Consider the following 21,984-nt stretch of genomic DNA (forward strand, 5'->3'; position numbering starts at 1 on the left):
CGAAGCAATGACCGACCAGAAACACATTCGTAATTTTTCTATTGTTGCCCATATCGACCATGGGAAATCCACGCTGGCTGATCGACTGATCCAGATGTGTGGTGGCTTGACCGAGCGCGAGATGCAAAGCCAGGTTCTCGACAGCATGGAACTGGAGCGTGAGCGTGGTATTACCATTAAGGCACAGACCGTCCGGCTGCAATATAAAGCCAATGACGGCGAAGTTTATCAGCTGAACCTGATCGACACGCCTGGACACGTGGATTTTACCTATGAGGTCAGCCGTTCTCTGGCAGCCTGTGAGGGATCGATTCTTCTGGTGGATGCATCGCAGGGCGTGGAAGCCCAGACCCTGGCCAACGTCTATCTCGCCATTGATAACAACCACGAAATCATTCCGGTTTTGAACAAGGTTGACCTTCCTGCAGCCGAGCCGGACCGGGTGCGTGAACAGATTGAAGAAGTTATTGGTATTGATGCTTCAGAGGCTCTGGTTGTTTCAGGTAAAACCGGTGTCGGCGTTGCCGAAGTCCTTGAGGCTGTTGTGCACAAGCTTCCTGCGCCGCGGGGAAACCCCGAAGGCAAGCTCAAGGCTTTGCTCGTGGACAGCTGGTATGACAGCTATCTTGGTGTGATCACGCTGGTCCGTGTCGTCGACGGTGTTCTGCGGACGGGTATGAAGATCCGTATGATGGGTAATGGTACCACGCATCTGGTCGATGCTGTGGGGGCCTTCACGCCCAAAATGACCAAGTTCAAGGAACTGCACGCGGGTGAAATTGGCTATATCACTGCGGGTATCAAGACCATTACCGATACCAAAGTCGGGGATACCATTACGGATGAAAAGAACCTGGTCGATACACCGCTTGCCGGGTTCAAACCATCCATCCCCGTCGTGTTCTGTGGTCTTTTCCCGATCGATGCCAATGACTACGAAGATCTGCGTGACAGCCTGGGTAAGCTGGCTCTGAACGATGCCTCGTTCCATTACGAACCGGAGTCTTCTGCTGCGCTCGGGTTTGGCTTCCGTTGTGGCTTTCTGGGGCTTTTGCACCTTGAAATCATTCAGGAGCGGCTGGAGCGCGAGTTCAACCTTGACCTGATTACCACGGCACCGAGTGTTGTCTACAAGATCCATATGAACAACGGCTCGGTAATGGAGCTGCACAACCCGGCTGATTTCCCGGATGTGGTCAAGATCGACCACATTGAAGAACCCTGGATCAAGGCGAACATCCTGCTCCCGGACGAGTTTCTCGGCCCAGTGCTGAAGCTTTGCGAGGATCGCCGGGGTATCCAGCAGGAGCTGACCTATGTCGGCAGCCGGGCGATGGTGGTGTATAAATTGCCGCTGAACGAAGTGGTGTTTGATTTCTATGACCGTCTCAAGTCGATTTCCCGGGGGTACGCCAGCTTTGATTATACGCTGGATGGATACGAGGAAAACGAACTGGTCAAGGTCGCTGTTCTGGTGAATGCGGAACCCGTGGACTCTCTGGCGATGATCGTGCATCGCAGCCAGGCAGAGCCTCGCGGCCGTATGCTTTGCGAGCGTCTCAAGGATTTGATCCCGCGCCAGCTGTTCAAGATTGCGATCCAGGCCGCTATTGGTGGCAAGATCGTGGCGCGTGAAACCATTTCAGCCATGCGCAAGGATGTGACAGCTAAATGTTACGGCGGTGACGTATCGCGTAAACGCAAACTGCTGGACAAACAGAAGGCGGGTAAAAAGCGCATGCGCCAGATCGGCAACGTCGAAATTCCCCAGTCAGCTTTCCTCGCGGCTCTGAAAATGGGTGATGACTGATCCCTTGCCGGATTGGATGAAATCTGAAGCCCCGATTGTGGAAACTCCGGTTTCTTGTGCAGTCGGGGCTTTCTTTATGGGGATTTAACGACGGCGCCTTGGCTGATAGATGCTACTGAGAATGGTGAACAATCCGCCAAGGATGGTGCCGATCACCACTGTGGGTAAAAGCGTAATCGGGAAAAGTACATATTGCCAAAGGACCTCCGAGACGTGCCGTTCAATGGCGCTCTGGACCAGAGGCTGGGAACTGGGGTGGACTGCATACCAGTTCTCGCCAAGTAATGAGAAGTGAAAACTCCCCTGCTCGACAAAGATGAAGATGTCAAAAGCAACCGATACAACGGCAATGGCAAGAAACAGCCATCCCAGAAGGCGGAAAACTACGGCCATATATCAGGGCTCCCTTCTTGCCGAAGGCACAGGAGTGAAAGTGGACAACTGTAAAACACTATAACATTAAATAAGGCTTTTGTTTAAGGAAAATCAAGGCTTAGGGAAAGTCGCCGCCGTTCAAATTACGGTGTTCAAAAGAGCTAAAAAAACAGTTGCATCCCCCGGCTATTCCCAGTAAGTTCCGCCTCGCACCCATGGGTGCCTTGTAATGCTGGAGAGGTGGCCGAGTGGCTGAAGGCGCACGCCTGGAAAGTGTGTATACGTTAATCGCGTATCGAGGGTTCGAATCCCTCTCTCTCCGCCATAAACGCAAAAAGCTCCCGACGGGGAGCTTTTTGCGTTTATGGGACGATTTCCCAATTCAAAGAAATAGATATGGAAAAAAGACCCGGTTGGGGCAACTGAATCTTTTTTTAGGCTTAAGAGGATCTTCGAAGTTTCCTCAGATCTTCTGATTTTCCAAAGGTTTAAACCCTGGTCTCCGAAGATCACAAACTGCAGCGTTTTTTTATGAATTTCTGGCTTAGTGCCCGAAGGAAATTTGAGATGCCGTGACGCTACTTATCATTCCGCCAGTGTTAACGGCGCAATAAATTGATCTAGGTGGTCGCGTGACCTCATCAACGCTGCGACTTACCCAGTTTCTAAGCTCCATAGATTTCAATGATTGTGACAATGCGCGATCAGTTATTGTCGGTAAACTTCTTTTGATTTCATTGAAGTGTCTCGGAGTGTGAAGCGCAGTCAAAACAGGGAGGGTCCATGAACGACGAAGCAAGCCCTGATCTTCATCTGTAGAAACACCCCAAATTTTATTGGCGAGGGCTGCGGCGGTAACCCCGTGAGGTGTGAGCCGAAATTCCGGCCGTAACGGATGTCCATATCCGGGGTTTCGCTCCAACAGCCCAAGGGAGATTAGGTGGTTCAGACTTTGAGAGAAGGCAGTTCTGCTTGCTCCGGTCGCAGCCAATAGCGGTGCTTGCCGTCCGGCAACGCCTTCGTGCAGATTTGAAAGTATCGGTATCGCCCAGGTTTTGGACGTTAGGTTGACAAATAATTTAATGTACATAAAGTATAGTTAATATATTTTTGGCAATAAGGAAAGCCTATGTCGCTCATTTCTGTAGATAAAACCATCACTATTGCTCTTTCTGTCAAGGATCGTCATGCCAGCGCCGACTGGTATGGCAGCACGCTGGGATTTGAGACGCTCTATCATGCCGACGAAGCGGGATGGTCAGAGCTTCAAACCAATACACCGGGCGTAGCAATTGGTCTCGGCGAGCATACTGAACCCGTACCCGGCAACTGCGTTCCAGTATTTGGGATCGCTGATTTGGATGCCGCACGACAAAAGCTGGAACAGGCGAATGTGAGATTCGATGGCGCAACCGACGTCATCGAAGGAATGGTGAAGACGGCAACGTTCTATGACCCAGACGGCAATGCGTTAATGCTCGCAGAAGACCTGACGGGAGGGGGAGCTTAACACACTGGTTGGTTCGTACTTTTACTCGACTGGCGTAGACAGCCGTCACGACCTCACGCTACACGCAAGATGTGCGGTGTCTCACTGCGGGCGGCTGAAGCCGTCTTCTGCTTTGGTTGCTTTGCTATAGCGCACTCGTTAAATGCCTCAGCAGCGTGATTTTTTAAATAGTCTTTCCGGATAAGCCGTACGCATAAAAAAGACCCGGCTGATACAGCCGGGTCTTTTTTATTCAGACGCAAACACTAGTCTCTGAAGTTCACAAACTGCAGCGGTTGTTCGATATCCATGCCCTTGAGCATGGCGATGGCTTCCTGGAGGTCATCACGTTTTTTGCCATTGACCCGGACTTCATCACCCTGGATTGATGCCTGGACCTTGAGTTTGCCCTGTTTGATCGCTGTCGTGATGGTTTTGGCCAATTCGCGGTCAATACCCTGTTTGATGGTGATGGTCTGGCGGACCTTGTTGCCCGAAGCAGGTTGAACTTTGCCATAGTCCAGCGCTGCTGCATCGACGCTGCGGCGGGTCAGGTGACCTTTTAACAGTTCATGCATCTGCTGGAGCTTGAGATCATCATCAGCCAGAATGGTAATGACTTCATCCTGTAAGGTAATCTCGCAGCTTGAGCCTTTGAAATCGTAACGTGTCCCAACTTCCCGGCGTACGCCGTCAAGCGCGTTGTTTACTTCTGGCATGTCCGTTTTTGATACGATGTCGAATGACGGCATGAATACTGGTCCTTATCTGGTCTTGAGCCTGTTGCCTCTCGGAGGAAATGCCAAAGCCCGGACTTTCAGGCAGACGACGGTTCCTGCTCGAGACAGTAAAGGCGAAGAATAGCGGATACCCGCAGTCGAAAAAACAAAATTTATCAGAGTGCGGGTTCAAGCCGAAACGGCCTTAAGGGAACGCCCATTGGGGCGCCCCCGGGTTTTGTAATGTTTGAGATGAAACCACAAGCGCTCTGTCTGTAAAAAAAACGGTCAGGGGCTACAATATTGTGCGCACGGATGTGATGAAGTTATCGACCTCATTACGCAGTATTTCCCCCTGCATCGATAACTCTTTCGAGGCTGACAAGACATCCCTGGCTGCATTGCCTGTCTCGACTGACCCCTGGGTTACCCGCTGGATGTTGCTGGTAACTTCCATCGTTCCGGCCGAAGCCTGTTCGACATTACGGGCGATCTCCCGTGTTGCCGCGCCCTGTTGTTCAATCGCAGAAGCGATTGTTGAGAAGCTGATATTCACCTGCTCAATCACTTTCTGGATACGAGAAACGGCGGTAACAGCGCTGTTTGTTGCCCCCTGGACAGCTGTGATCTGGAGAACAATTTCTTCGGTTGCTCTGGCGGACTGATTGGCCAGACTTTTGACTTCGGAGGCGACAACGGCAAATCCCTTGCCGGCCTCCCCGGCTCTGGCTGCTTCAATGGTTGCATTCAGGGCCAAAAGGTTTGTCTGGTCGGCAATGTCCTTGATCAGTTTCATGACCTCGCCAATTTTCTGGGAAGACTGCTCAAGGTTGCCGATCATCCGGACGGTGTTTTCGGCCTCGTTTACCGCTTCGACAGTAATGCTTGAGGACTGGGAAACCTGCCGGGTGATTTCCTGAATGGAGCTGGAAAGTTCTTCTGCAGCAGAGGCAACCGTCTGAACGTTGGTGGCGGCTTCCTCGGCAGCAGCGGCAACGGAGGTTGCCTGTTCACTGGTCTGGGTTGCGGTGTGCCCCATTGTTTCTGATGAGGCGTTCAGCTCGGTAGAGGCCGAAGCGACGGTACTGACCACGTTGGTCATGGAGGACTGAAAATTGTCAATAATACCCGAGAAAGAAGTGACCCGGCTTTCCATGGAATCCATGGCGTGGTTGATTGTTTTACTGGCTGATGCAAAAGAGCCGACCATACCTTTTTCGGAAATGCGCCGGAAATATTTGTCCTTGCTGACATATTCCAGCGAGGCGGTTGCTTCGCGCATAAAGGCGTCGGTTCTGTCGATAAGCAGGTTAATGACGTTCATCACTTCTGACATTTGCCCGGTTTCCTGAATGCCGGTGATTCTCGCTTCAAAATTGCCATCGGATACGGCTGTGCAGACATCGAGAATTTTTTGCAGATCTTTGCTGTTTCCGAGTGAAATCATGCTGCTTCTCCCCGACTGTTTATAATTCTGGCAATGAACTCATCATATTCCTGGCCTTTGCTCTGTAACTGATCAGTAAGGGCTTTATAGGATTGCTGGAGACCGGTTTTCCGGTTGTCCTGCTGTTCGATGTTCCACAGGCTTTTGTAAAGCGGGATTATGGTCTGATCCAGTACCTGACGCTCAGGAACGCGTCGATTGGAGTGGTATCCTACAATCCGGTTTTTGCTGTCCAGGCTTGGGGTGACATGGGCAATAACCCAGTAGTGGTCCCCGCCCTTGGTCCGGTTGATGACATAGGCGAATATCTCCTGTTTTTTTTCAAGGGTTTCCCAAAGGAGTCGGAAAATGGCCCGTGGCATGGATGGGTGGCGGATAATACTGTGTGGCTGACCGAGGACTTCGGCTTCCCTGTAGTCAGCAATTTTCAGGAAAACCCTGTTGGCATAGGTGATGTGGCCTTTAAGATCCGTTTTGCTGACGATGATCTCGTCGTCTTTGAAGAAGCGTTCTTTGCCAGTGAGTTTCGGGTTGTGCATGATTATCCCCTCTTGCCTGGATAAAGCTGGCTGTCTGGAAAGTGAGGAGGCCTCTTTCTTGGACAATGACGTACTCTGACTTTACCAGATAACTTTTATTGTTACGGGCAAGGGATGTCAGGGAAACGACCAGCAATCTTGGTATGAAATGATACAATCAGAGGTCAATTTTCTGATTGTAGGAATGGTGAGCTGCTTTTCCTTGGAAACTCTCTACCCTATGAATAACTTATTGTAGCAAAAAGTTTAAGAGAGCATGTATCGCATGTGATGCTGCAATATCAATGAAATATTTTGCTACTTATGGTATATTAACATGATTTTTTTGTAATACAAATGTTTGAAGCGTTGCTCAGTACAGCTTGTAAGAGATATTTCCTAACTATTGATAGTTTTTCCAAGATTTTTCAAGTCATCAGGGGAATTAGCTGGCTGTGGAAGCAGGTTTTCTATTCCAGCACTTTTGGCCAATTGTGATCCCCGGACTGGATATAGCCCGGAATGTCTTTTTCCCAGCGTTTTTGAATGTCCTGGCTGTAGTTGAGATAAAGCTTGTCCCCAACAATTCTCCAGGCATAAGGATCTGTCGAAGCTGTATCACCATGAGCAACAGCCCAGGCACAATAGCCGCCATATTGCGGGGCAAATTTCTCGGGCATACTTTTGAAGGCACTCAGGTTGTCTTCTGTTGAAAAGTACCACTCTGCGCCCATCCACTCATAGCTCAGTTTCTCTGTACCTTTAACGGGTTTCCCTTGGGCAAAATAAGCAACGGGATCGTAGCCGTTAATGGCTACCGCAGAAAAAAGGCCGGTGTAAACAGGGTTTTCTGCAGCATCCGATATGGCAGGCAGAGAGCCTGACAAAGCGAAGATCGCAGCTATCGAGAGAAAGTATCTTCGAAGTTTTGACATGGTAAAAGCCTCCCTGAATGATCTTTCTTCAAAGATAGTGCCTTTGGTCTTCAACTGCATATCACATTCAATTGAGGCTTATCAGAAACAGTCATCGAAACTCCTTAAAACCGTAATGGGCTTCGCGTAGCTATGTCATCCGGCGAAGTCTCTTTTCTGGATGATAAAACTCGAAAAGACCGGCTTCGACGCGATGTTCAGGAATGTTGAAGAAGAGGTCTGTATGTTGGCAATGATCCGTGCCCGGATTGATATCAAGCTGTTGTTAACCCTGATATCGGTTCTTGTTCCGCTCATGGTGCTTCTGGTGGGGGCCTATGACCAACTGATCAAGCAAATTATGGAAAAAGAAGATGCCCGTGCTCAGCTTTTGCGCTCGGTTAACCAGTCACTTCGGATGGAGATTATTGATCTTCAGAATGAATATCTTTCGATTGCCGGATTTTTGGAACTTGATGCGCTAAAGGCCGTGGACAATTGGGCCAGTCAAGAGGGGGTGACACCGCTGGAGCATCAGGGCCGGGATGCGTTATTAGTTCGCTATAAAAAACGTAACCAGAGACGGGATCTGGGAAAAAGAGGGATTCTTCTGGTTGATCAGAGTGAGGGTGTCTCTGCTGTTTCTTATGGTGTGTTTTTGGAAGGGGAATTCCAGGGCAGGGTGAGGGAACTGAGATTTCCGGCTCTGACGCTTGCCGAACTGGAACAAAAGATTAACCGAATTACAGAAGAAAATACGGGTGCAGATGCCCTGATGACCAAGGTCTCACAGGTCAAGGGGCAACTGGCAAACAAGAGTCTGGAGGCGGAGCTCAAGCGCGTGGCTTTTCTCGCGGATGTTGATGAAATCAAACGCATGGACAGAGACGTGGAACTCTTTGCTGAACAGGCAATCCTGGTTGTTGCGGCTCTGGGGCTGGTCACAATTCTTCTGGTGCTTGGNGCTATCTATGGGGTGGGACGCAAGCTGGTCACTGGATCGTTGGTGCGTCTGCAGGCAGCATCTCGGGCGATAGCAGAAGGCGAAAGTGTGCGGCTTGACGAGGTAAGCCGATTGGATGAAATAGGGTCTTTGGCGAGAGGGCTGATTCGCTTCCAGGAGGCACGGGAAGAAGCCAGAGTTCTGCGCGATGAAAACGAAGCCCAGCGGTTGCGGATACAGCTTGCCATGGAAGAACGTCTGACTCTGGTTGCCTCTCAACTGGAGAGCGGGATGAACTCAAGCGTTCGAGACGTGACTGTACATGCTGATACATTGATGACCATGTCTGACCAGCTGCAGAGTTTTGCCTCAAGCGCCACCTTGAGGGCGGGCGAAGCTACGGATCTGGCGGGCGTGAATGCCCGGATGGCGGGGGAGGTTATGGATCTGTCCCGAAACCTGTTGTCCTGTAGCGAGGAAATGACTCGTGCTGTGCAGCATCAGCGGGATTTAACCCTGCTGGCCACAGGGGAAACCCGAACTGCAAATACGACGGTTCACCGCCTGCATGAAACCGCAGTCCAGGTCGAAGGTATTGTCGATATGATCCAGAAAATTGCCGCCCAGACGAACCTGCTGGCGTTGAATGCCACGATTGAAGCTTCCCGGGCCGGTGCAGCAGGGGCGGGCTTTGCCGTGGTTGCCGGGGAAGTAAAAAAGCTGTCAGCTGAAACATCACAGGCCACAGAGGCCATTGCCCAGCGTGTTCGGGCGATATGTGAAGTCTCTCAGGAAACCGCAACAAACATTCGTCAGGTTGAGGGACGTATAGAGGAAGTCGAGCAGTCAATGCAGGGGGTTGTTCAATTGTTTGATGTACAGAGCAATGCCGCGAATACCATCGCCCGCTTTGTGGAGGACAGTCTGGAGAATGCCAACCGGGTTTCAGGCAGCAGCAGTGCAATGCAGGAAGCTTCTCACACGACAGGAAATGCGACCCAGCAGCTTCATGAGGCATCAACACATATTAAAAATGCCCTGTCTCATATGCGCGATGATCTGATGAATATCATGCGGGCGGCCTCGTCACCGATCTGATCTTCCTGATCGGTTTTGCAAGCTTAACAGTCGTCACTGATCGCTTTTATATGTAGTATTCTCCGTTCAATACAATCAAGGGGAGTGCTGTCATGAAACTGATTCTGGGGCCGGTGTTAAGCTTGCGCAATACTTCACGAATTCACTGGAGTGTATCGGTTCTTCTCGTCACCAGTGGGGGAGTACCTGACCTTGAAATTGTCTCTGGCAGGGCTGAGCGGGGTGCTGTTCAAGAACTGCTCAGCTTCAAAGAACAGATCGTTTATCGCTTTGACCTGCGGGTCGACCTGGACGCTGCGCCAGGGCAGGTCACCTATGGTTTTGATGGAAAAAGCTGGAGCTTCAGCGTGCCTGCCGCAGGAGCTGATCCCCAGATGGTTTTTGTTTCCTGTAATGGTTTCTCGGCACCGAGTGAAATCAAGAAAGTCGATGACAAGAACGGCATGTGGAAAGTCTTGCTGAACCAGCATCGCAATACTTCCTATAATCTGATGATCATGGGCGGAGACCAGATCTATGCAGATGAGATCTGGGAAAAATGCCCCGACATTAAAAAGTGGGTTGAACTGCCCCGTCTTGAGCGGCGTGCGCGCAAATTCACTGCAGTTATGCGGTCCCAGGTCGAGCGGTTTTATTTTGAGCTCTATTGTCTGCGCTGGAAACAGTCCGAGGTCAGCGAGGCTCTGGCAACTATCCCCACAGTAATGATGTGGGATGATCACGATATCTTTGACGGCTGGGGATCCTACGCCCCTGAAGACCAGAACTGTCCTGTCTATCAGGGAATTTACGAAGAGGCGCGAAGGCATTTTGCGGTGTTCCAGCAACAGTTGCCGGATGTCGGGGGCGAACAGCACCCCGGTAGTCTGGGTACGGCCGGATACAGTACCGTCTTGCGGGCCGGAAATTATCTGATCCTTTCGCTGGATGCCCGCAGTGAACGCAGTCAGAAACAGGTTTTGTCACGGGAAAGTTGGGACAGGATCTGGAGCTGGCTGGAAAACTGTGATTCAGCTCAAGAAAATGGTCCAAAACATCTGCTGTTTGTTGCGCCAGTACCGATTGTCCATGCTGACTTTGGTCGTCTGGAAAGCCTGTTTGGCTGGTTCCCGGGGGATCAGGAACTGGAGGATGACCTGAGGGACCACTGGCAGAGCCCGCCGCATCGCAAGGAACGTCTGCGGACAATCCACAGAATGTTTGACCTGATGGAGAAAAAAAGCTGCCGGGTGACTATCCTGTCAGGCGATGTTCATGTTGCCTGCCTCGGTGTAATTGAAAACGAAAGGGGAGCTTCGGGTCAGGGACGCGAAAAGGTCATCAACCAGCTGACCGCTTCGGGTATTGTGCATCCCGCACCACCGAAACTGATGGGATGGCTTCTAAATAGACTGAGCGATGAAGTTGAAACAGTGGTGCAGGGGATAACGGCCCGTATGATGGAGCTGCCAACCAAACGGGCCAAGTACATGCTGGCGCGAAATTTCCTGAGTCTGGAGCCGGATGACCAGTCCCGCCTGTGGGCAAACTGGTATGTTGAGGGGGAAGAAGAGGTGATCACCAAGGTTGTCCACCCCATCCTTTCCGAGTAAGTCCTGACTTTGTAGCGGCCTATATCAACAGATGATAGCTATCAAACGGAACGCTGGACGTAAGCCTCGATCATCGGGTGTGCCGGACGTCTGACATAAGCGGGATCGGTGATCCCGCGCAGGACAAAGTCGGCCGTGGTCCGGTTACAGGCGACAGGGGTTTCATAAAGCGTGGAAATCCGGATCAGGGCTTTGACATCGACGTCATGGGGCTGTGGTGTCATCGGGTCAACCAGGAAAAACAGGGCTTCCAGATCGCCGGTAGATATCATGGCGCCGATTTGCAGGTCCCCTCCCAGCGGGCCGCTTTTAAAACACTCGATATCAACACCCTTGAGATTTTCCGAAAGGACACGCCCGGTTGTGCCTGTTGCGACGATCCTGAAGTTCCGTAACAGATCCTGGTTTTCCATGGCCCATTCAAGCAACACGGGTTTCATCTTGTCATGGGCCACCATGGCAATCGTACGTTTGGAACCGCTGTCCTGGTTCGAAGGCATCAGGTATCTCCTTGTTCTTTCAGATATAATATCGCGTTAATATTGCTCGCTGTCCAAGGATTCTTGGTTTGAAATAAGCCAGTCGCGTACTTTTTCGGCCTGAGGGCTCAACGGTTTATGGTTGGGCCAGAGCACCCAGAAATTTTCACCGAAATCCACGGGTTGATCATCGACCAGTTCGAGCAGACCATGATGGACGAGATGATCGACCAGATGCCACCACCCCAGCGCAATGCCCCCTCCGGCAAGAGTGGTTTGTATAACAAGGGCATAGTCGTTGAAGCGCAGTCCATCCCTGTTGTCTTCCCACGCCATGCCTTTGACCTTGAACCAGGTGTCCCAGTTCGGGCGATCCCGATAGGGTTCTTCGAGGTGAAGCAGACGATGTTTTGCCAGATCCTGAGGGGTTTTGGGTGTTCCATATGCTGAGAGGTATTTCGGACTGGCGATAGGATAGACGACCTCTTTGGCGATCTGGATGGCATCATGACCAGGCCAGACCCCGTTCCCGCGCCGGATGCCCAAGGGAATCTCCTCTGCAGCGGGGTCAACATCCTTGTCCGTTGTCTGCATTCGTATGTCGATATCAGGATGATGCTGGCTAAAGGATGCCAGGCGGGGAACCAGCCAGTAGTTGGCAAAGGCAGTCGAGCAGGACAGGGTGACGTTGCGATCACTTTCTGATCTGGAGAGTTCCTGGGCAGATCTGTGAATGTGCCCCAGCCCCATGGTAACGTCGCTGTGAAAGCGTTGTCCGGCTTCAGTTAGCTGTACGGATCGGTGCCCGCGGTAGAAAAGCGGGGTGTTCAGAGCACTTTCAAGCTGCTTGATGGCATAGCTGACAGCGGCCTGGCTGACATTCAATTCCTCGGCGGCTCTGGCAAAAGACAGGTGCCGACCTGCGGCCTCAAATGAAAAAAGGGCCGTCGGGGACTGAATAAGATTTTTAAGTTTTCGCATAAATTTAACTTGGGCAAAGAGTAAGAATTATAAGGCGTCACAACTATATTGCATAAGTATAACGTGTGTATACCGCTATTGAAAAGGGTGACGCAGGTTATGGACAGGGAACTCGGGTGTATAAAAGAAGCAGAACGACTGGCTCCTGTAAAACAGCGCGGGCGCGCGGCACGGCGCGCAAGCCGAGCCGGGGGCGGGGAGCAGAACAGCCACCTCAAGACGCCTTTTATCACGCGGAAAATCCCGACCTATGATCTGGCCAGCGAAGAGAGCCTGATCAAAATCGAACAGGCGGCAGATACTATTCTTGCAGAGCTCGGTATAGAGTTCAGAGAGGATCCTGAAACGGTCGCCCTGTTCAAAAAAGCCGGGGGTCAAGTCACCCCGATATCCGAGGATATCTGGAACATTAAATTTGAACCGGGCATGGTCAGGGAAATCCTGAAGACGGCGCCGGAACGTTTTACCCAGCATGCCCGCAATCCGGCTAATTCCGTGGATATTGGCGGAGATGCCATGGTCTTTGCGCCGGCCTATGGATCACCCTTTGTTATGGATCTGGACCGGGGACGGCGTTACGGAACGATTGAGGACTTCGAGAATTTTGTCAAGCTGGCGCAATCCAGCCCCTGGTTGCACCATTCCGGCGGGACGATCTGTGAACCAACGGATGTCCCGGTCAACAAGCGTCATCTGGATATGGTTCTGGCCCATATGCGCTATTCGGATCGTGCCTTTCTCGGCTCGATTACGGCACCAGAGCGTGCAGAGGACAGCATCGAGATGTGCCGGGTTCTCTTTGGCACTGATTTTGTCGCGCAGAACTGCGTGATCATGGGCAACTTTAATTCGACTTCACCACTGGTCTGGGACGGGGTTTCAACCAGGGGCATCCGCGCTTATGCCGAAGCGGGACAGGGCTCTATCCATCTGCCCTTTCTGCTCGGTGGTGCAGTTTCACCCGTGACAATGCCGGGGGCTGTTGCACAGGGGCTGGCAGAATCCATGGTTGGCTGCGCTCTGACCCAGCTTGTCCGCCCGGGCGCACCCGCGATTCTGGCCTCGTTCCTCTCGTCTTTGTCTTTGCGGTCAGGCAGTCCCACTTTTGGCACACCTGAACCTGCTTTGGGCAGTCTGGTTATGGGGCAGCTTGCCCGGCGCCTGAAGTTGCCGCTGCGCTGTGCGGGTAATTTTGCCACTTCAAAACTGCCGGATGGTCAGGCAACGACACAGGGGATGATGTCGATGATGTCAGCCATTCAGGGCGGGGCAAACTATATTCTCCACTCGGCGGGATTTCTGGATGGGCTTTTGTCCATGTCCTATGAAAAGTTTGTCATGGATACCGATATCTGCGGGGCGCTGCATGCCTATCTCAATGGTTTTGAAGTGAATGATGATACCCTTGGCATTGATTCTCTGCGCGAGGGAGGACCCGGTCAGCATATGTTCGGGACAGCCCACACCCTGGCGCATTATCAAACGGCTTATTGGGATACGGATCTCAATGATGACCAGCCCTTTGAAAGCTGGAGTGAACAGGGCGGAGAAGATGCAGGGATCAGGGCCAACCGGAAATGGAAACAGATTCTGGCAGACTATCAGGCACCGCATATGGATCAGGACAAAGAAGAGGCCCTGCTGGATTTTGTCGCGCGAAGGAAGAGCGAGATGACCGATGCCTGGTACTGATCTGCAGCTTTGACGAGAAACCAGTATGAAGATTACTGACATTAAAGTAACCCATGTAAATGTTCCCTTTGATGCGCCGTTCTGGTGGTCAGCAGGATTGTATCCGGGGGCTTCCAAATCGATTGTCGAAGTCTTTACCGACGAGGGAGTGGTTGGCTTGGGGGAAGCGCCCTGGTGGCATCTGGGGGAAGTGATCAAGCAGGATATCGCGCCGCTGTTGATCGGGGCTGACCCGCTGGATCTGGCAGAGTGTGAAGCCCGCTGTGTGCCTCCCTGGCAGATTACGGCCAATACGGGAGAGAATGCGATCACGATCGCTTTTGGTGCTCTGGAACTTGCGCTTTGGGATATCCGGGGCAAGGTTATGGATATGCCTCTCTACAAGGTGCTGGGTGGGGCTGTGAGAAAAGATATTCCCTTTACGGAGTACTTTGCCTTTCGGCCCAAAAATGACGGCGCGGGTGGAGAGATGACGCCGGAGGCGATTGTCGATTACTGTCTGCGAATGAAAGAGGAGCACGGCTCCAGCTATTTTGAGGGCAAGCTTATTCTTGGCGACCCTCAGTTGGAAATCCGGACTGTCCGGCTGCTTCGTGAAGCTTTGGGGCCGGATGCCATGCTGCGGCTTGATTCAAATATGCAGTGGTCCTTGACGACGGCGCGCTGGGTTTTGAGGGAGATCGAGCAATACAACATCCGGAATTATGAAGATCCTGTTGCAACCTTTGAAGAGATGGCCGAACTGCGCAAGCATTCAATCATTCCCTTTTCGACCCATGTTCCTGATTTACGCCGGGCCGTGGCCCTGGGGGCGCCGGATTATTTTGTCTGTAACTTTGCCGCGCTCGGCGGGATCGCGAAAACAATGAAGTTTGTTGCTGCCTGTGAAGCCATGGGAAAGGGGTTTTGGTGTTATTCAAATGATCTCGGCATTATGACTGCGGCCTATCTGCATGTTGTTGCGGCGACTCCCTGGATAACGGAACCCTCGCAGTCTCTGTTCCGCTGGCAGACGGGTGACGTCATTGAGCAGGGGCCCTTCCGCCAGAAGAACAATACAGTTCGGGTTCCGGAACTGCCGGGCCTGGGGGTGACGCTGGACCCGGATGCCCTGCAGCGGTGGCATCAGCATTTTATTGATCATGGCCCCATGAGCCATTTTAATGACCCCCATAATCCGGGGCGCTTTCGGCAACTGCCATTGAATTAACTGTTGATGAATTAACAGGTTGAAATAGGGAAGTCATACCTAAGCGCCTGATTGTGGGCAGGGGTGTATCGAGATTATCTGAAAACCCGGGCGGAGTACTTTTTGCCTCGGGCATGTGAAAAAAGCAGGAGAGTATAAATTGGCCAGTAACGATCCCTTGTTGCAGCCCTATAAACTGAAACACCTCACCCTCAAAAACCGGATCATGACCACCAGTCATGAACCGGCCTATCCTGAGGATGGCATGCCCAAGGAACGCTATCGGGCCTATCATGAAGAACGGGCCAGAGCCGGAATTGCCATGACCATGACCGCAGGCTCTGCTGCTGTGTCCCGGGACAGTCCGCCGGTGTTTAACAATATCCTTGCCTATAAGGATGAGGTTGTCCCGCATATGAAACGGGTCGTGGATGCCTGTCATGAACATGGCTGTGCCGTGATGATTCAGTTGACCCATCTGGGGCGACGCACCGGCTGGAACAAAGGGGACTGGCTACCCGCTGTATCGCCGTCGCATCACCGCGAGGCGTCACACCGTGCCTTCCCCAAGAAAATGGAAGACTGGGATATCGAACGGATTGTTTCCGACTATGCCGATGCGGCAGAGCGAATGCAGGCAGCCGGACTGGACGGGATCGAGCTTGAAGCCTACGGCCATCTGATGGACCAGTTCTGGTCCCCCCGGACCAACACCCTTGAGGGGGCTTATGGTGGGGATCTGGAAAACCGGATGCGTTTTTCAATGGATGTTCTGGGGGCTATCAGGGAGAGGGTTGGGCAGGAGTTTATTGTTGGTATTCGTTATACAGCGGATGAGGTGGTCGGGGATGGTATCTCGGCAGAAGAGGGAATAGAGATTTCCAAACGCCTGAAGAATTCCGGGCTGGTGGATTTTCTGAACGTTATTCGCGGCCGGATTGATACCGATCCGGGTTTGACGGATGTTATTCCGGTGCAGGGAATGCGCAGCGCCCCGCATCTGGACTTTGCCGGGCAGGTGCGCGCAGCCACAGGAATGCCGACGTTCCATGCGGCGCGAATCCCCGATGTGGCCACAGCGCGGCACGCGGTATCAGCGGGCCTGATTGATATGGTGGGCATGACCCGTGCCCATATGGCTGACCCCCATATCGTTCAGAAAATTATGGAAGGGCGGGAGCACGACATCCGGCCCTGTGTCGGGGCAACCTATTGCCTCGATCGGATCTATCAGGGCGGAGATGCGCTTTGTATTCATAATGCGGCCACGGGGCGTGAGCTGACCATGCCACATGTTATTCCCCGCGCCAGAGAACTTAAGAAAGTGGTGGTGGTTGGTGCTGGCGCTGCCGGGCTTGAAGCAGCAAGAGTTGCGGCTGAACGGGGGCATGCCGTTACGGTTTTTGAAGCCGCGTCCCAGCCGGGCGGACAGATCAGGCTCACAGCCCAGACCCCGCGGCGGAGCGAGATGATTTCCATCATCGATTGGCGAATGGCTCAGTGTGCCGCCAGGGATGTGGAATTCCGTTTTAACAGCTGGGCCGAGACGGGAGACATTATCGCAGAAAACCCGGATGTGGTAATCATTGCTACTGGTGGCCTGCCCCATACTGAGGTTCTGGAACAGGGCAATGATCTGGTGGTTTCAAGCTGGGATATTCTCTCGGGCGATGTCAAGCCGGGACAGAATGTTCTGGTTTATGATGATGCCGGGGATCATGCCGGGCTGCAGGCGGCAGAGAAAATTCTCGAAAGCGGGGCGAAGCTGGAAATCATGACGCCGGATCGCAGCTTTGCACCGGATGTGATGGCGATGAATCTGGTGCCCTATATGCGCGCCATGCAGGACAAGGATGTCATTTTTACTGTGACCTACCGTTTGCTGGCGGTGAGCCGCAAGGGGAATGAGCTGCTGGCTGTTGTGGGAAGTGACTACAGTGATCTGCGCAAGGAACGCAGTTTTGATCAGATCGTGGTCAATCATGGCACCATTCCGCTGGATGATCTCTATTTTGATCTCAAATCGGGCTCTGCCAATCTCGGGGCCGTTGATCAGGCAGCACTGATCGCCGGAAAACCCCAGGGCCTGCAGAATAATCCTGCTGGAACCTACCAGCTCTTCCGGATCGGAGATGCAGTATCCGCCCGAAATACCCACGCTGCGATCTATGATGCCCTGCGTCTGGTAAAGGATATCTGAGAAGGGAGAGGTTTCGAGTTATCTGTCTGTTCCGCTCTGGTTTTTGAAGTGGAACAGACAGGGGCTTATATCAGGCTCAGGAGTGTGGAAGATCCGCGACAAGCTTCCCGTGAATGACCAGTCGGGCGGCTTCCAGATGTTGCAGCAGTAACTCTGAAGCCAGTGCACCGTCCTGGGCAAGGCAGGCGTCAGCCAGTTTGCGATGTTCTGTATTACTGCGGGAGCGGGATTCTGACTCCCGGCGATGGAGCCGGAGGTAACGTTCAGAGGCATTGTAGAGGATCGAGAGGAAACGATAACCAAGTGTGTCTCTGGCTCCGGAGAGGATAACCTCGTGGAACTGCCGGTTCAACTGTCCAAGTTTTTCCGGGTCATTGCTGATTGCTTCCTGCTCGACCAGAGAATGAGCTTCTCTGGTATCCCGCGGAGTCAGGTTCGGAATTGACTGGCGAAGCAGGTGTGGCTCGAGAATTTTTCTCAGTTCGAATATCTCGTTCATCTCTTCAATCGACCCAGGCAGGACACGGGCACCGCGGTTTCTTTCAAACTGGACCAGGTTCTCTCCTTCAAGCGTCCGCAAGGCTTCGCGAACCGGAATCTTGCTGACGACAAGAACGTCTGCAACGCTGTCCTGGCGGATCAGGCTGTGTGCCGAAAGAACACCGGAAATAATTGCTTCACGCAGAACATCCGAAACAAAGACTGGGGTAGAAACAGTGTCGTTTCGAAATCGTAGTGCCAGTTGTTTGAGTGCCGGAGCGTCAAAACTCATTGATTGATCCAGTCTCCATTGGGGGCTCTAGTTCAGATGAATAAACAGTTCTGTACCCAGGTCAGAGCCCGAGAAGGACCTGCCCTGTAAAGCGTGTGATTGTTTCATGATATGGCAACTGGAGGAGTTTAAGTCAAACATCTGCTCTGGAGAAGAGGCGAGAAAAGGAAAGGTGTCTGCCTGGATTAAAGAGCTTCAGGAAGCTGCGAGTTGTCTTTTGCGCCATTCCAGCCCGATCAGGCTGCCGGTAATAATCACTGTTGCGCCGATGACAGTGGTCCAGCGCAAGGGTTCCCCAAAGGCGAGAATGCCGATGACTGCTGAAAAGGCTATGGAGCTGTAGCTCAGAGGGGTAAGAAGGATCACATCAACTTTTCTATAGGCGAAGAGGTTGAGTGATTGGCCGACGATGGCAATCGGGCCCATAAGCAAGATTGGCCACCAGTCCGCCAGATCGCCCCAGTGCCCCCAAAGCAGCGAAGGAACCGCGAGCAGCGCTGTCGCCATTCCGTTTACATAAAGCAAGGTAATGGGAATTGCTTCGCGCCGACTGACGAACTTGATGATAATGATTTCTGCTGCCATGCAAAAGGTACCAAGCAAGGCGATGAGAGATGCGGGGTGAAGCAGATTTTGACTGTCGCCATTACGACTGCCATAGGCAACAAGAACGGCGCCAGCAATAGAGGTTGCGACAGCAAACCAGTGGCGAGGAAAAACCTTTTCACCGAGCAGCACACCAGCAAGCAACAAGACGATTGCACCTTTGGAGAAACTGATGGTTATCACATCGACCAGCGCAATCTGTGTTGCCGCTATGACAACACAGGCGACTGATCCAATTCCTGCCAGCATCCGCCCAAAATGAACAAAAGCGTACTTGCTTTTCAGGCTGTTACCCCGGGATTTCCAGGTGATGGCCGCGGGCAGTAAAAATAATAGGCCGCCACAATAGCGAATAAAGACGATTTGATACCAGGGGAGGGAAACTTCGGCGCTTTTGGGAAAAGCAAACATGCAGGAAAACAGCAAGGCTGCGAGCAGCACAGCCAGCATAGCCTGGACAGTCGGGTTATTTTTGACAAGGGCGATGTACATTGCTTTTTCCTGAGTTTCTCGCTTTGAAATTGTCAGATGGCCATTTCAGGATTGAGGATAGGCCTGTACAATTATGAATTAAATTAATTAATATGAATTACTGACATTCATAATTGTACAGGCGTGATTATGTTGAAAACAGGATATGACTGGGATGATATCAGGGTTTTTTTAGCGGTTTATGAGGCGCGTTCCTTTTCGGCTGCGGCTAGGAGCCTGGGGGTGAGCCAGCCAACTATTGGTCGGCGCATCAAGTCACTGGAACAGATTCTCAACAATCGCCTGTTTGAGCGTTTGGCGGAAGGTCTATCCCCTACTGAAGCGGCGGTTTCCCTCGCGAGCAAGGCTTTCCCCATGGCGGAAGCAGCTGAAACCCTGACGCGTCATAGTGCTTTGCTCAGTGAGGAGTCTGTGGGTTGTGTGCGGATCTCCATGAACGAACAGGCAGCGATGCTGCTGGTCGACCGGGTGGGAGAGATAAGACTGGCTCTGCCTGGGATTGAGCTGGAGCTGGTAACAACACATATCGAGGCCAGCCTGTCGCGACGGGAGGCGGATCTCCTGATTCGTTTTTGTAAACCAAACCGGGGAAATCTTTATGGGCAAAAGCTGACCGAGATGTCTTTTGCTGTTTATGGTTCAGTAAAGAGCTCTGTGGCACCGCTTAAAGATGATGAAAATCTGCAGAACTGGGCAAGACGCAACGAGACACGCTGGATAGGCTGGGATGATGAGCATAGCTATCAGCCGGATGCGGCCTGGATGAAAACAAAATTACCCTCTATCAAACCGATGATCCGAATTAATCACGCGATGATGATGGAGGCTTTGTTGAAGCAAGGGGAAGGTGTGGGGCTGCTTCCTGTGGCTGTGGGTGACTGTAATCCCGATCTGGTGCGTTTGACGCCGGATATTCCTGATCTCGAGGTTAGCCTCTATCTCATTGTTCATGGCGATCTTCGCTTCGTGCCGGCAATCAGATCTGTGATGGGACAGCTGCGCGAGGTTTTTTCTTCATAAAAGAGTCATGCCGTCTTCATGCGCTTGATACCTCTTTTGAGAGAACATTTGTCTGCGGCACTTGTTTTGGCTGTGATTCTCCAGAGAGGAAACACTGATGAAATCCTTTCCATTACACGTTCTTTTCCTTTGTGAGGATAATGCGGTTCTAAGTCCGATGGCTGAGGTGCTTTTGCGGGATCTCGGCGGAAAACAAGTACGGGCATTCAGTGCTGGCACACATCCTGCTGGGATTATCGCGCNAGAAGTGACCAGACTGCTTGATGATCTGGGGCATGATTCTGGTGAGCTTTTTTCGAAATCACTTCGCCTGTTCACAGAAGAAGGGGCACCGCATGTTGACCTGGTGGTTAATATATCTTCTGCGAGGGAGAGGTCTTCTTCGGCAAGGACGGTTCTCGGGCCTGTTGGAGCCTTGAGGGTGCACTGGGATTTATCCCTTGTAACGAAGGCAGCGCCTGAGCAGCTTGGCAGAGGAGCGCTGGCGTCGTCTTTTTCGACACTGGGGGGAGCCATTCGGCAAGTTCTACAGCCCAGTTGGGATGATTTGACCACCCGTGATATCCAGCGGCTGTTTCAAGTGGCGGGTCTCGCTGGATCGAACCTGGTTTACGCCTGAAGACTCTTCCCGGTTTTGGAACTTATCCGGAGAAAGGAATTGGTCGAGAGGCATCTTGGTTAGAATAAATTCATATCAGGAATTCATGTCAGGAATTTTTTAACCCGAGAGATGCCATCCCCTTTTTCAAGGCGCCGCCGAACTGGCGGATCAATCTGGTGTTTTCTGAAAAAGGGGAACTGACCCAGGCGAATTGATGTACCACAGCCGGGCTGAAGCGACGGGATGTCAGATCGAGAATCTGGAGATATTCAGCCGCCATCAGCTGGTTGACAATGGCAATACCCATGCCTTCCCGGACCATGCGGCAGGCTGGTCCGACCCCGCCGACCTCGATGGTGAAGTTGGCACGGATTCCGACATCATTGAAGGCCAGTTCTATCTTTTCCCAATACTCCAGTCCGCTTCCCAGTCTGATCATGGGTGTTTGCCCAATATCCGTCGGTTTTAACTGTTCCTTTGAGGCCAAGGGGTGGGCTTTTGGCATCACCACAACAGAGGGGGCATCACAGACAGGATGAACGAGTACCCTGTCATCAAGCACCGGAAGTTTGGTGATGCCAACATCGACAATACCTTCGGCGACATCATTGATGATCTGTTGGTAGGGGAGAAACTGTAAGGCCAGGAGCAGGCCAGGGTTGTTTTGCTGAAGGTTCTTCGCGATTCCCGGCAGGAAGGTCATACTCAGAGAACGAGGCGCGGCGATCACAAAACGTTTCTGCCCTCCGCTATTCCCCTGTGCTGAAAAAGTCTGGTAGGCCTCAAGCAGACTTCTGGCGTGTGAAGCCAAGGCGGTTGCTCTTTCGGTAGGATGAAGACGGCCATTGGCTCTTTCAAACAGGACTCCACCCAGAGAATCTTCCAGCCGTGAAATGTTCGCCGAGACAATGGACTGTGATTTGCCTAGCGCTTTGGCTGCCTTGACAGTAGAGCCGTGTGTGTAGACGGCAAAGAAAGCACTTACCTGGGCAATAGAAGGTTGGGTCATGTCATAACTCTATCTCAAAATACGATAGAGTTATGACA

The 21,984-nt window shown here is 52.1% G+C and carries 21 protein-coding genes and 1 tRNA gene; 11 read left to right on the forward strand and 11 right to left on the reverse strand.

Annotated elements, in window-relative coordinates; translation table 11 throughout:
• The first annotated feature begins 7 nt into the window (after positions 1 to 7).
• The gene (gene lepA, locus B152_RS0102590; RefSeq protein ID WP_026261220.1) at positions 8 to 1,810 is read left to right on the forward strand and encodes a translation elongation factor 4; all 1,803 of its coding nucleotides are present in this window, start codon (positions 8 to 10) and stop codon (positions 1,808 to 1,810) included.
• Between the two features lie 84 nt (positions 1,811 to 1,894).
• Here lepA and B152_RS24900 read toward each other — a convergent pair whose 3' ends face one another.
• A complete protein-coding gene (locus B152_RS24900; RefSeq protein ID WP_020590820.1) occupies positions 1,895 to 2,203 on the reverse strand; it encodes a hypothetical protein in 309 nt (102 codons plus the stop codon).
• Between the two features lie 216 nt (positions 2,204 to 2,419).
• Between B152_RS24900 and B152_RS0102605 the strand changes: the two genes are divergently transcribed.
• A tRNA-Ser gene (locus tag B152_RS0102605) sits at positions 2,420 to 2,510 on the forward strand.
• A 219-nt stretch (positions 2,511 to 2,729) separates the two neighbouring features.
• On the opposite strand, the gene B152_RS26595 is transcribed toward B152_RS0102605, so the two are convergent.
• Positions 2,730 to 3,275 (reverse strand): winged helix-turn-helix transcriptional regulator, encoded by a 546-nt coding sequence (locus tag B152_RS26595; protein ID WP_083921777.1) that lies wholly within the window; start codon positions 3,273 to 3,275, stop codon positions 2,730 to 2,732.
• A gap of 39 nt (positions 3,276 to 3,314) precedes the next feature.
• On the opposite strand from B152_RS26595, the gene B152_RS0102610 reads away from it, so the two are divergent.
• On the forward strand, positions 3,315 to 3,695 hold the full coding sequence (locus B152_RS0102610) for a VOC family protein (RefSeq protein WP_020590821.1): 381 nt from the start codon (positions 3,315 to 3,317) through the stop codon (positions 3,693 to 3,695).
• A 245-nt stretch (positions 3,696 to 3,940) separates the two neighbouring features.
• Here B152_RS0102610 and B152_RS0102615 read toward each other — a convergent pair whose 3' ends face one another.
• A complete protein-coding gene (locus B152_RS0102615) occupies positions 3,941 to 4,393 on the reverse strand; it encodes a YajQ family cyclic di-GMP-binding protein (protein ID WP_020590822.1) in 453 nt (150 codons plus the stop codon).
• Between B152_RS0102615 and B152_RS26165 the strand changes: the two genes are divergently transcribed.
• A complete protein-coding gene (locus tag B152_RS26165) occupies positions 4,392 to 4,538 on the forward strand; it encodes a hypothetical protein (RefSeq protein ID WP_020590823.1) in 147 nt (48 codons plus the stop codon). The two genes, B152_RS0102615 and B152_RS26165, sit on opposite strands and share 2 nt — an antisense overlap.
• Positions 4,539 to 4,688: 150 nt before the next feature.
• Here the strand turns inward: B152_RS26165 and B152_RS26495 are convergent, their stop codons facing one another.
• The 3 genes from B152_RS26495 to B152_RS0102630 all read right to left on the reverse strand — a co-directional run bounded on the left by B152_RS26495 (position 4,689) and on the right by B152_RS0102630 (position 7,293).
• Positions 4,689 to 5,840, reverse strand: coding sequence for a methyl-accepting chemotaxis protein (locus tag B152_RS26495; protein WP_020590824.1), 1,152 nt, complete (start codon positions 5,838 to 5,840; stop codon positions 4,689 to 4,691).
• Positions 5,837 to 6,379 (reverse strand): PAS domain-containing protein, encoded by a 543-nt coding sequence (locus B152_RS0102625; RefSeq protein WP_020590825.1) that lies wholly within the window; start codon positions 6,377 to 6,379, stop codon positions 5,837 to 5,839. Before B152_RS0102625 ends, B152_RS26495 begins: the two co-directional genes overlap by 4 nt.
• A gap of 449 nt (positions 6,380 to 6,828) precedes the next feature.
• Positions 6,829 to 7,293, reverse strand: coding sequence for a YHS domain-containing (seleno)protein (locus tag B152_RS0102630; RefSeq protein ID WP_020590826.1), 465 nt, complete (start codon positions 7,291 to 7,293; stop codon positions 6,829 to 6,831).
• Positions 7,294 to 8,695: 1,402 nt separating this feature from the next.
• On the opposite strand from B152_RS0102630, the gene B152_RS26600 reads away from it, so the two are divergent.
• Positions 8,696 to 9,313, forward strand: coding sequence for a methyl-accepting chemotaxis protein (locus B152_RS26600; protein ID WP_425402021.1), 618 nt, complete (start codon positions 8,696 to 8,698; stop codon positions 9,311 to 9,313).
• 92 nt (positions 9,314 to 9,405) lie between these two features.
• Positions 9,406 to 10,905, forward strand: coding sequence for an alkaline phosphatase D family protein (locus B152_RS22235; RefSeq protein WP_020590828.1), 1,500 nt, complete (start codon positions 9,406 to 9,408; stop codon positions 10,903 to 10,905).
• Between the two features lie 41 nt (positions 10,906 to 10,946).
• On the opposite strand, the gene B152_RS0102645 is transcribed toward B152_RS22235, so the two are convergent.
• A complete protein-coding gene (locus B152_RS0102645) occupies positions 10,947 to 11,405 on the reverse strand; it encodes a methylglyoxal synthase (protein WP_020590829.1) in 459 nt (152 codons plus the stop codon).
• Between the two features lie 36 nt (positions 11,406 to 11,441).
• Positions 11,442 to 12,365: a LysR substrate-binding domain-containing protein gene (locus B152_RS0102650; RefSeq protein WP_020590830.1), complete on the reverse strand. Its 924-nt coding sequence runs from the start codon at positions 12,363 to 12,365 to the stop codon at positions 11,442 to 11,444.
• Positions 12,366 to 12,464: 99 nt separating this feature from the next.
• Between B152_RS0102650 and B152_RS0102655 the strand changes: the two genes are divergently transcribed.
• From B152_RS0102655 to B152_RS0102665, 3 genes are all read left to right on the forward strand, one after another.
• The gene (locus B152_RS0102655) at positions 12,465 to 14,057 is read left to right on the forward strand and encodes a trimethylamine methyltransferase family protein (protein WP_020590831.1); all 1,593 of its coding nucleotides are present in this window, start codon (positions 12,465 to 12,467) and stop codon (positions 14,055 to 14,057) included.
• 25 nt (positions 14,058 to 14,082) lie between these two features.
• Positions 14,083 to 15,267, forward strand: a complete 1,185-nt coding sequence (locus B152_RS0102660) for a mandelate racemase/muconate lactonizing enzyme family protein (RefSeq protein ID WP_020590832.1) — start codon at positions 14,083 to 14,085, stop codon at positions 15,265 to 15,267.
• Positions 15,268 to 15,406: 139 nt separating this feature from the next.
• Positions 15,407 to 17,446, forward strand: coding sequence for an FAD-dependent oxidoreductase (locus B152_RS0102665; RefSeq protein WP_020590833.1), 2,040 nt, complete (start codon positions 15,407 to 15,409; stop codon positions 17,444 to 17,446).
• A 76-nt stretch (positions 17,447 to 17,522) separates the two neighbouring features.
• Here the strand turns inward: B152_RS0102665 and B152_RS22240 are convergent, their stop codons facing one another.
• Together B152_RS22240 and B152_RS0102675 are read right to left on the reverse strand one after the other, a co-directional pair.
• On the reverse strand, positions 17,523 to 18,218 hold the full coding sequence (locus tag B152_RS22240; protein WP_020590834.1) for a GntR family transcriptional regulator: 696 nt from the start codon (positions 18,216 to 18,218) through the stop codon (positions 17,523 to 17,525).
• A 195-nt stretch (positions 18,219 to 18,413) separates the two neighbouring features.
• Complete coding sequence (locus B152_RS0102675; RefSeq protein ID WP_020590835.1) at positions 18,414 to 19,316, reverse strand: DMT family transporter; 903 nt, start codon at positions 19,314 to 19,316, stop codon at positions 18,414 to 18,416.
• 129 nt (positions 19,317 to 19,445) lie between these two features.
• Here B152_RS0102675 and B152_RS0102680 point away from each other — a divergent pair, with 129 nt between their 5' ends.
• Positions 19,446 to 20,336, forward strand: a complete 891-nt coding sequence (locus B152_RS0102680; RefSeq protein WP_020590836.1) for a LysR family transcriptional regulator — start codon at positions 19,446 to 19,448, stop codon at positions 20,334 to 20,336.
• Positions 20,337 to 20,433: 97 nt separating this feature from the next.
• Positions 20,434 to 20,955, forward strand: a complete 522-nt coding sequence (locus tag B152_RS24905) for an arsenate-mycothiol transferase ArsC (RefSeq protein ID WP_020590837.1) — start codon at positions 20,434 to 20,436, stop codon at positions 20,953 to 20,955.
• A gap of 88 nt (positions 20,956 to 21,043) precedes the next feature.
• Here the strand turns inward: B152_RS24905 and B152_RS0102690 are convergent, their stop codons facing one another.
• Complete coding sequence (locus B152_RS0102690; protein ID WP_020590838.1) at positions 21,044 to 21,946, reverse strand: LysR family transcriptional regulator; 903 nt, start codon at positions 21,944 to 21,946, stop codon at positions 21,044 to 21,046.
• Positions 21,947 to 21,984 lie beyond the last annotated feature (38 nt).

Source organism: Kiloniella laminariae DSM 19542, assembly GCF_000374005.1.
GTDB classification, from domain to species: domain Bacteria; phylum Pseudomonadota; class Alphaproteobacteria; order Kiloniellales; family Kiloniellaceae; genus Kiloniella; species Kiloniella laminariae.

Bases quoted from the DNA above. Each gene is read 5' to 3' on its own strand.
- lepA (WP_026261220.1), top strand. From the start codon at position 8: ATGACCGACCAGAAACACATTCGTAATTTTTCTATTGTTGCCCATATC.
- B152_RS24900 (WP_020590820.1), bottom strand. From the start codon at position 2,203: ATGGCCGTAGTTTTCCGCCTTCTGGGATGGCTGTTTCTTGCCATTGCC.
- B152_RS26595 (WP_083921777.1), bottom strand. From the start codon at position 3,275: ATGTACATTAAATTATTTGTCAACCTAACGTCCAAAACCTGGGCGATA.
- B152_RS0102610 (WP_020590821.1), top strand. From the start codon at position 3,315: ATGTCGCTCATTTCTGTAGATAAAACCATCACTATTGCTCTTTCTGTC.
- B152_RS26165 (WP_020590823.1), top strand. From the start codon at position 4,392: ATGTCCGTTTTTGATACGATGTCGAATGACGGCATGAATACTGGTCCT.
- B152_RS0102615 (WP_020590822.1), bottom strand. From the start codon at position 4,393: ATGCCAGAAGTAAACAACGCGCTTGACGGCGTACGCCGGGAAGTTGGG.
- B152_RS26495 (WP_020590824.1), bottom strand. From the start codon at position 5,840: ATGATTTCACTCGGAAACAGCAAAGATCTGCAAAAAATTCTCGATGTC.
- B152_RS0102625 (WP_020590825.1), bottom strand. From the start codon at position 6,379: ATGCACAACCCGAAACTCACTGGCAAAGAACGCTTCTTCAAAGACGAC.
- B152_RS0102630 (WP_020590826.1), bottom strand. From the start codon at position 7,293: ATGTCAAAACTTCGAAGATACTTTCTCTCGATAGCTGCGATCTTCGCT.
- B152_RS26600 (WP_425402021.1), top strand. From the start codon at position 8,696: ATGACTCGTGCTGTGCAGCATCAGCGGGATTTAACCCTGCTGGCCACA.
- B152_RS22235 (WP_020590828.1), top strand. From the start codon at position 9,406: ATGAAACTGATTCTGGGGCCGGTGTTAAGCTTGCGCAATACTTCACGA.
- B152_RS0102645 (WP_020590829.1), bottom strand. From the start codon at position 11,405: ATGCCTTCGAACCAGGACAGCGGTTCCAAACGTACGATTGCCATGGTG.
- B152_RS0102650 (WP_020590830.1), bottom strand. From the start codon at position 12,365: ATGCGAAAACTTAAAAATCTTATTCAGTCCCCGACGGCCCTTTTTTCA.
- B152_RS0102655 (WP_020590831.1), top strand. From the start codon at position 12,465: ATGGACAGGGAACTCGGGTGTATAAAAGAAGCAGAACGACTGGCTCCT.
- B152_RS0102660 (WP_020590832.1), top strand. From the start codon at position 14,083: ATGAAGATTACTGACATTAAAGTAACCCATGTAAATGTTCCCTTTGAT.
- B152_RS22240 (WP_020590834.1), bottom strand. From the start codon at position 18,218: ATGAGTTTTGACGCTCCGGCACTCAAACAACTGGCACTACGATTTCGA.
- B152_RS0102675 (WP_020590835.1), bottom strand. From the start codon at position 19,316: ATGTACATCGCCCTTGTCAAAAATAACCCGACTGTCCAGGCTATGCTG.
- B152_RS0102680 (WP_020590836.1), top strand. From the start codon at position 19,446: ATGTTGAAAACAGGATATGACTGGGATGATATCAGGGTTTTTTTAGCG.
- B152_RS0102690 (WP_020590838.1), bottom strand. From the start codon at position 21,946: ATGACCCAACCTTCTATTGCCCAGGTAAGTGCTTTCTTTGCCGTCTAC.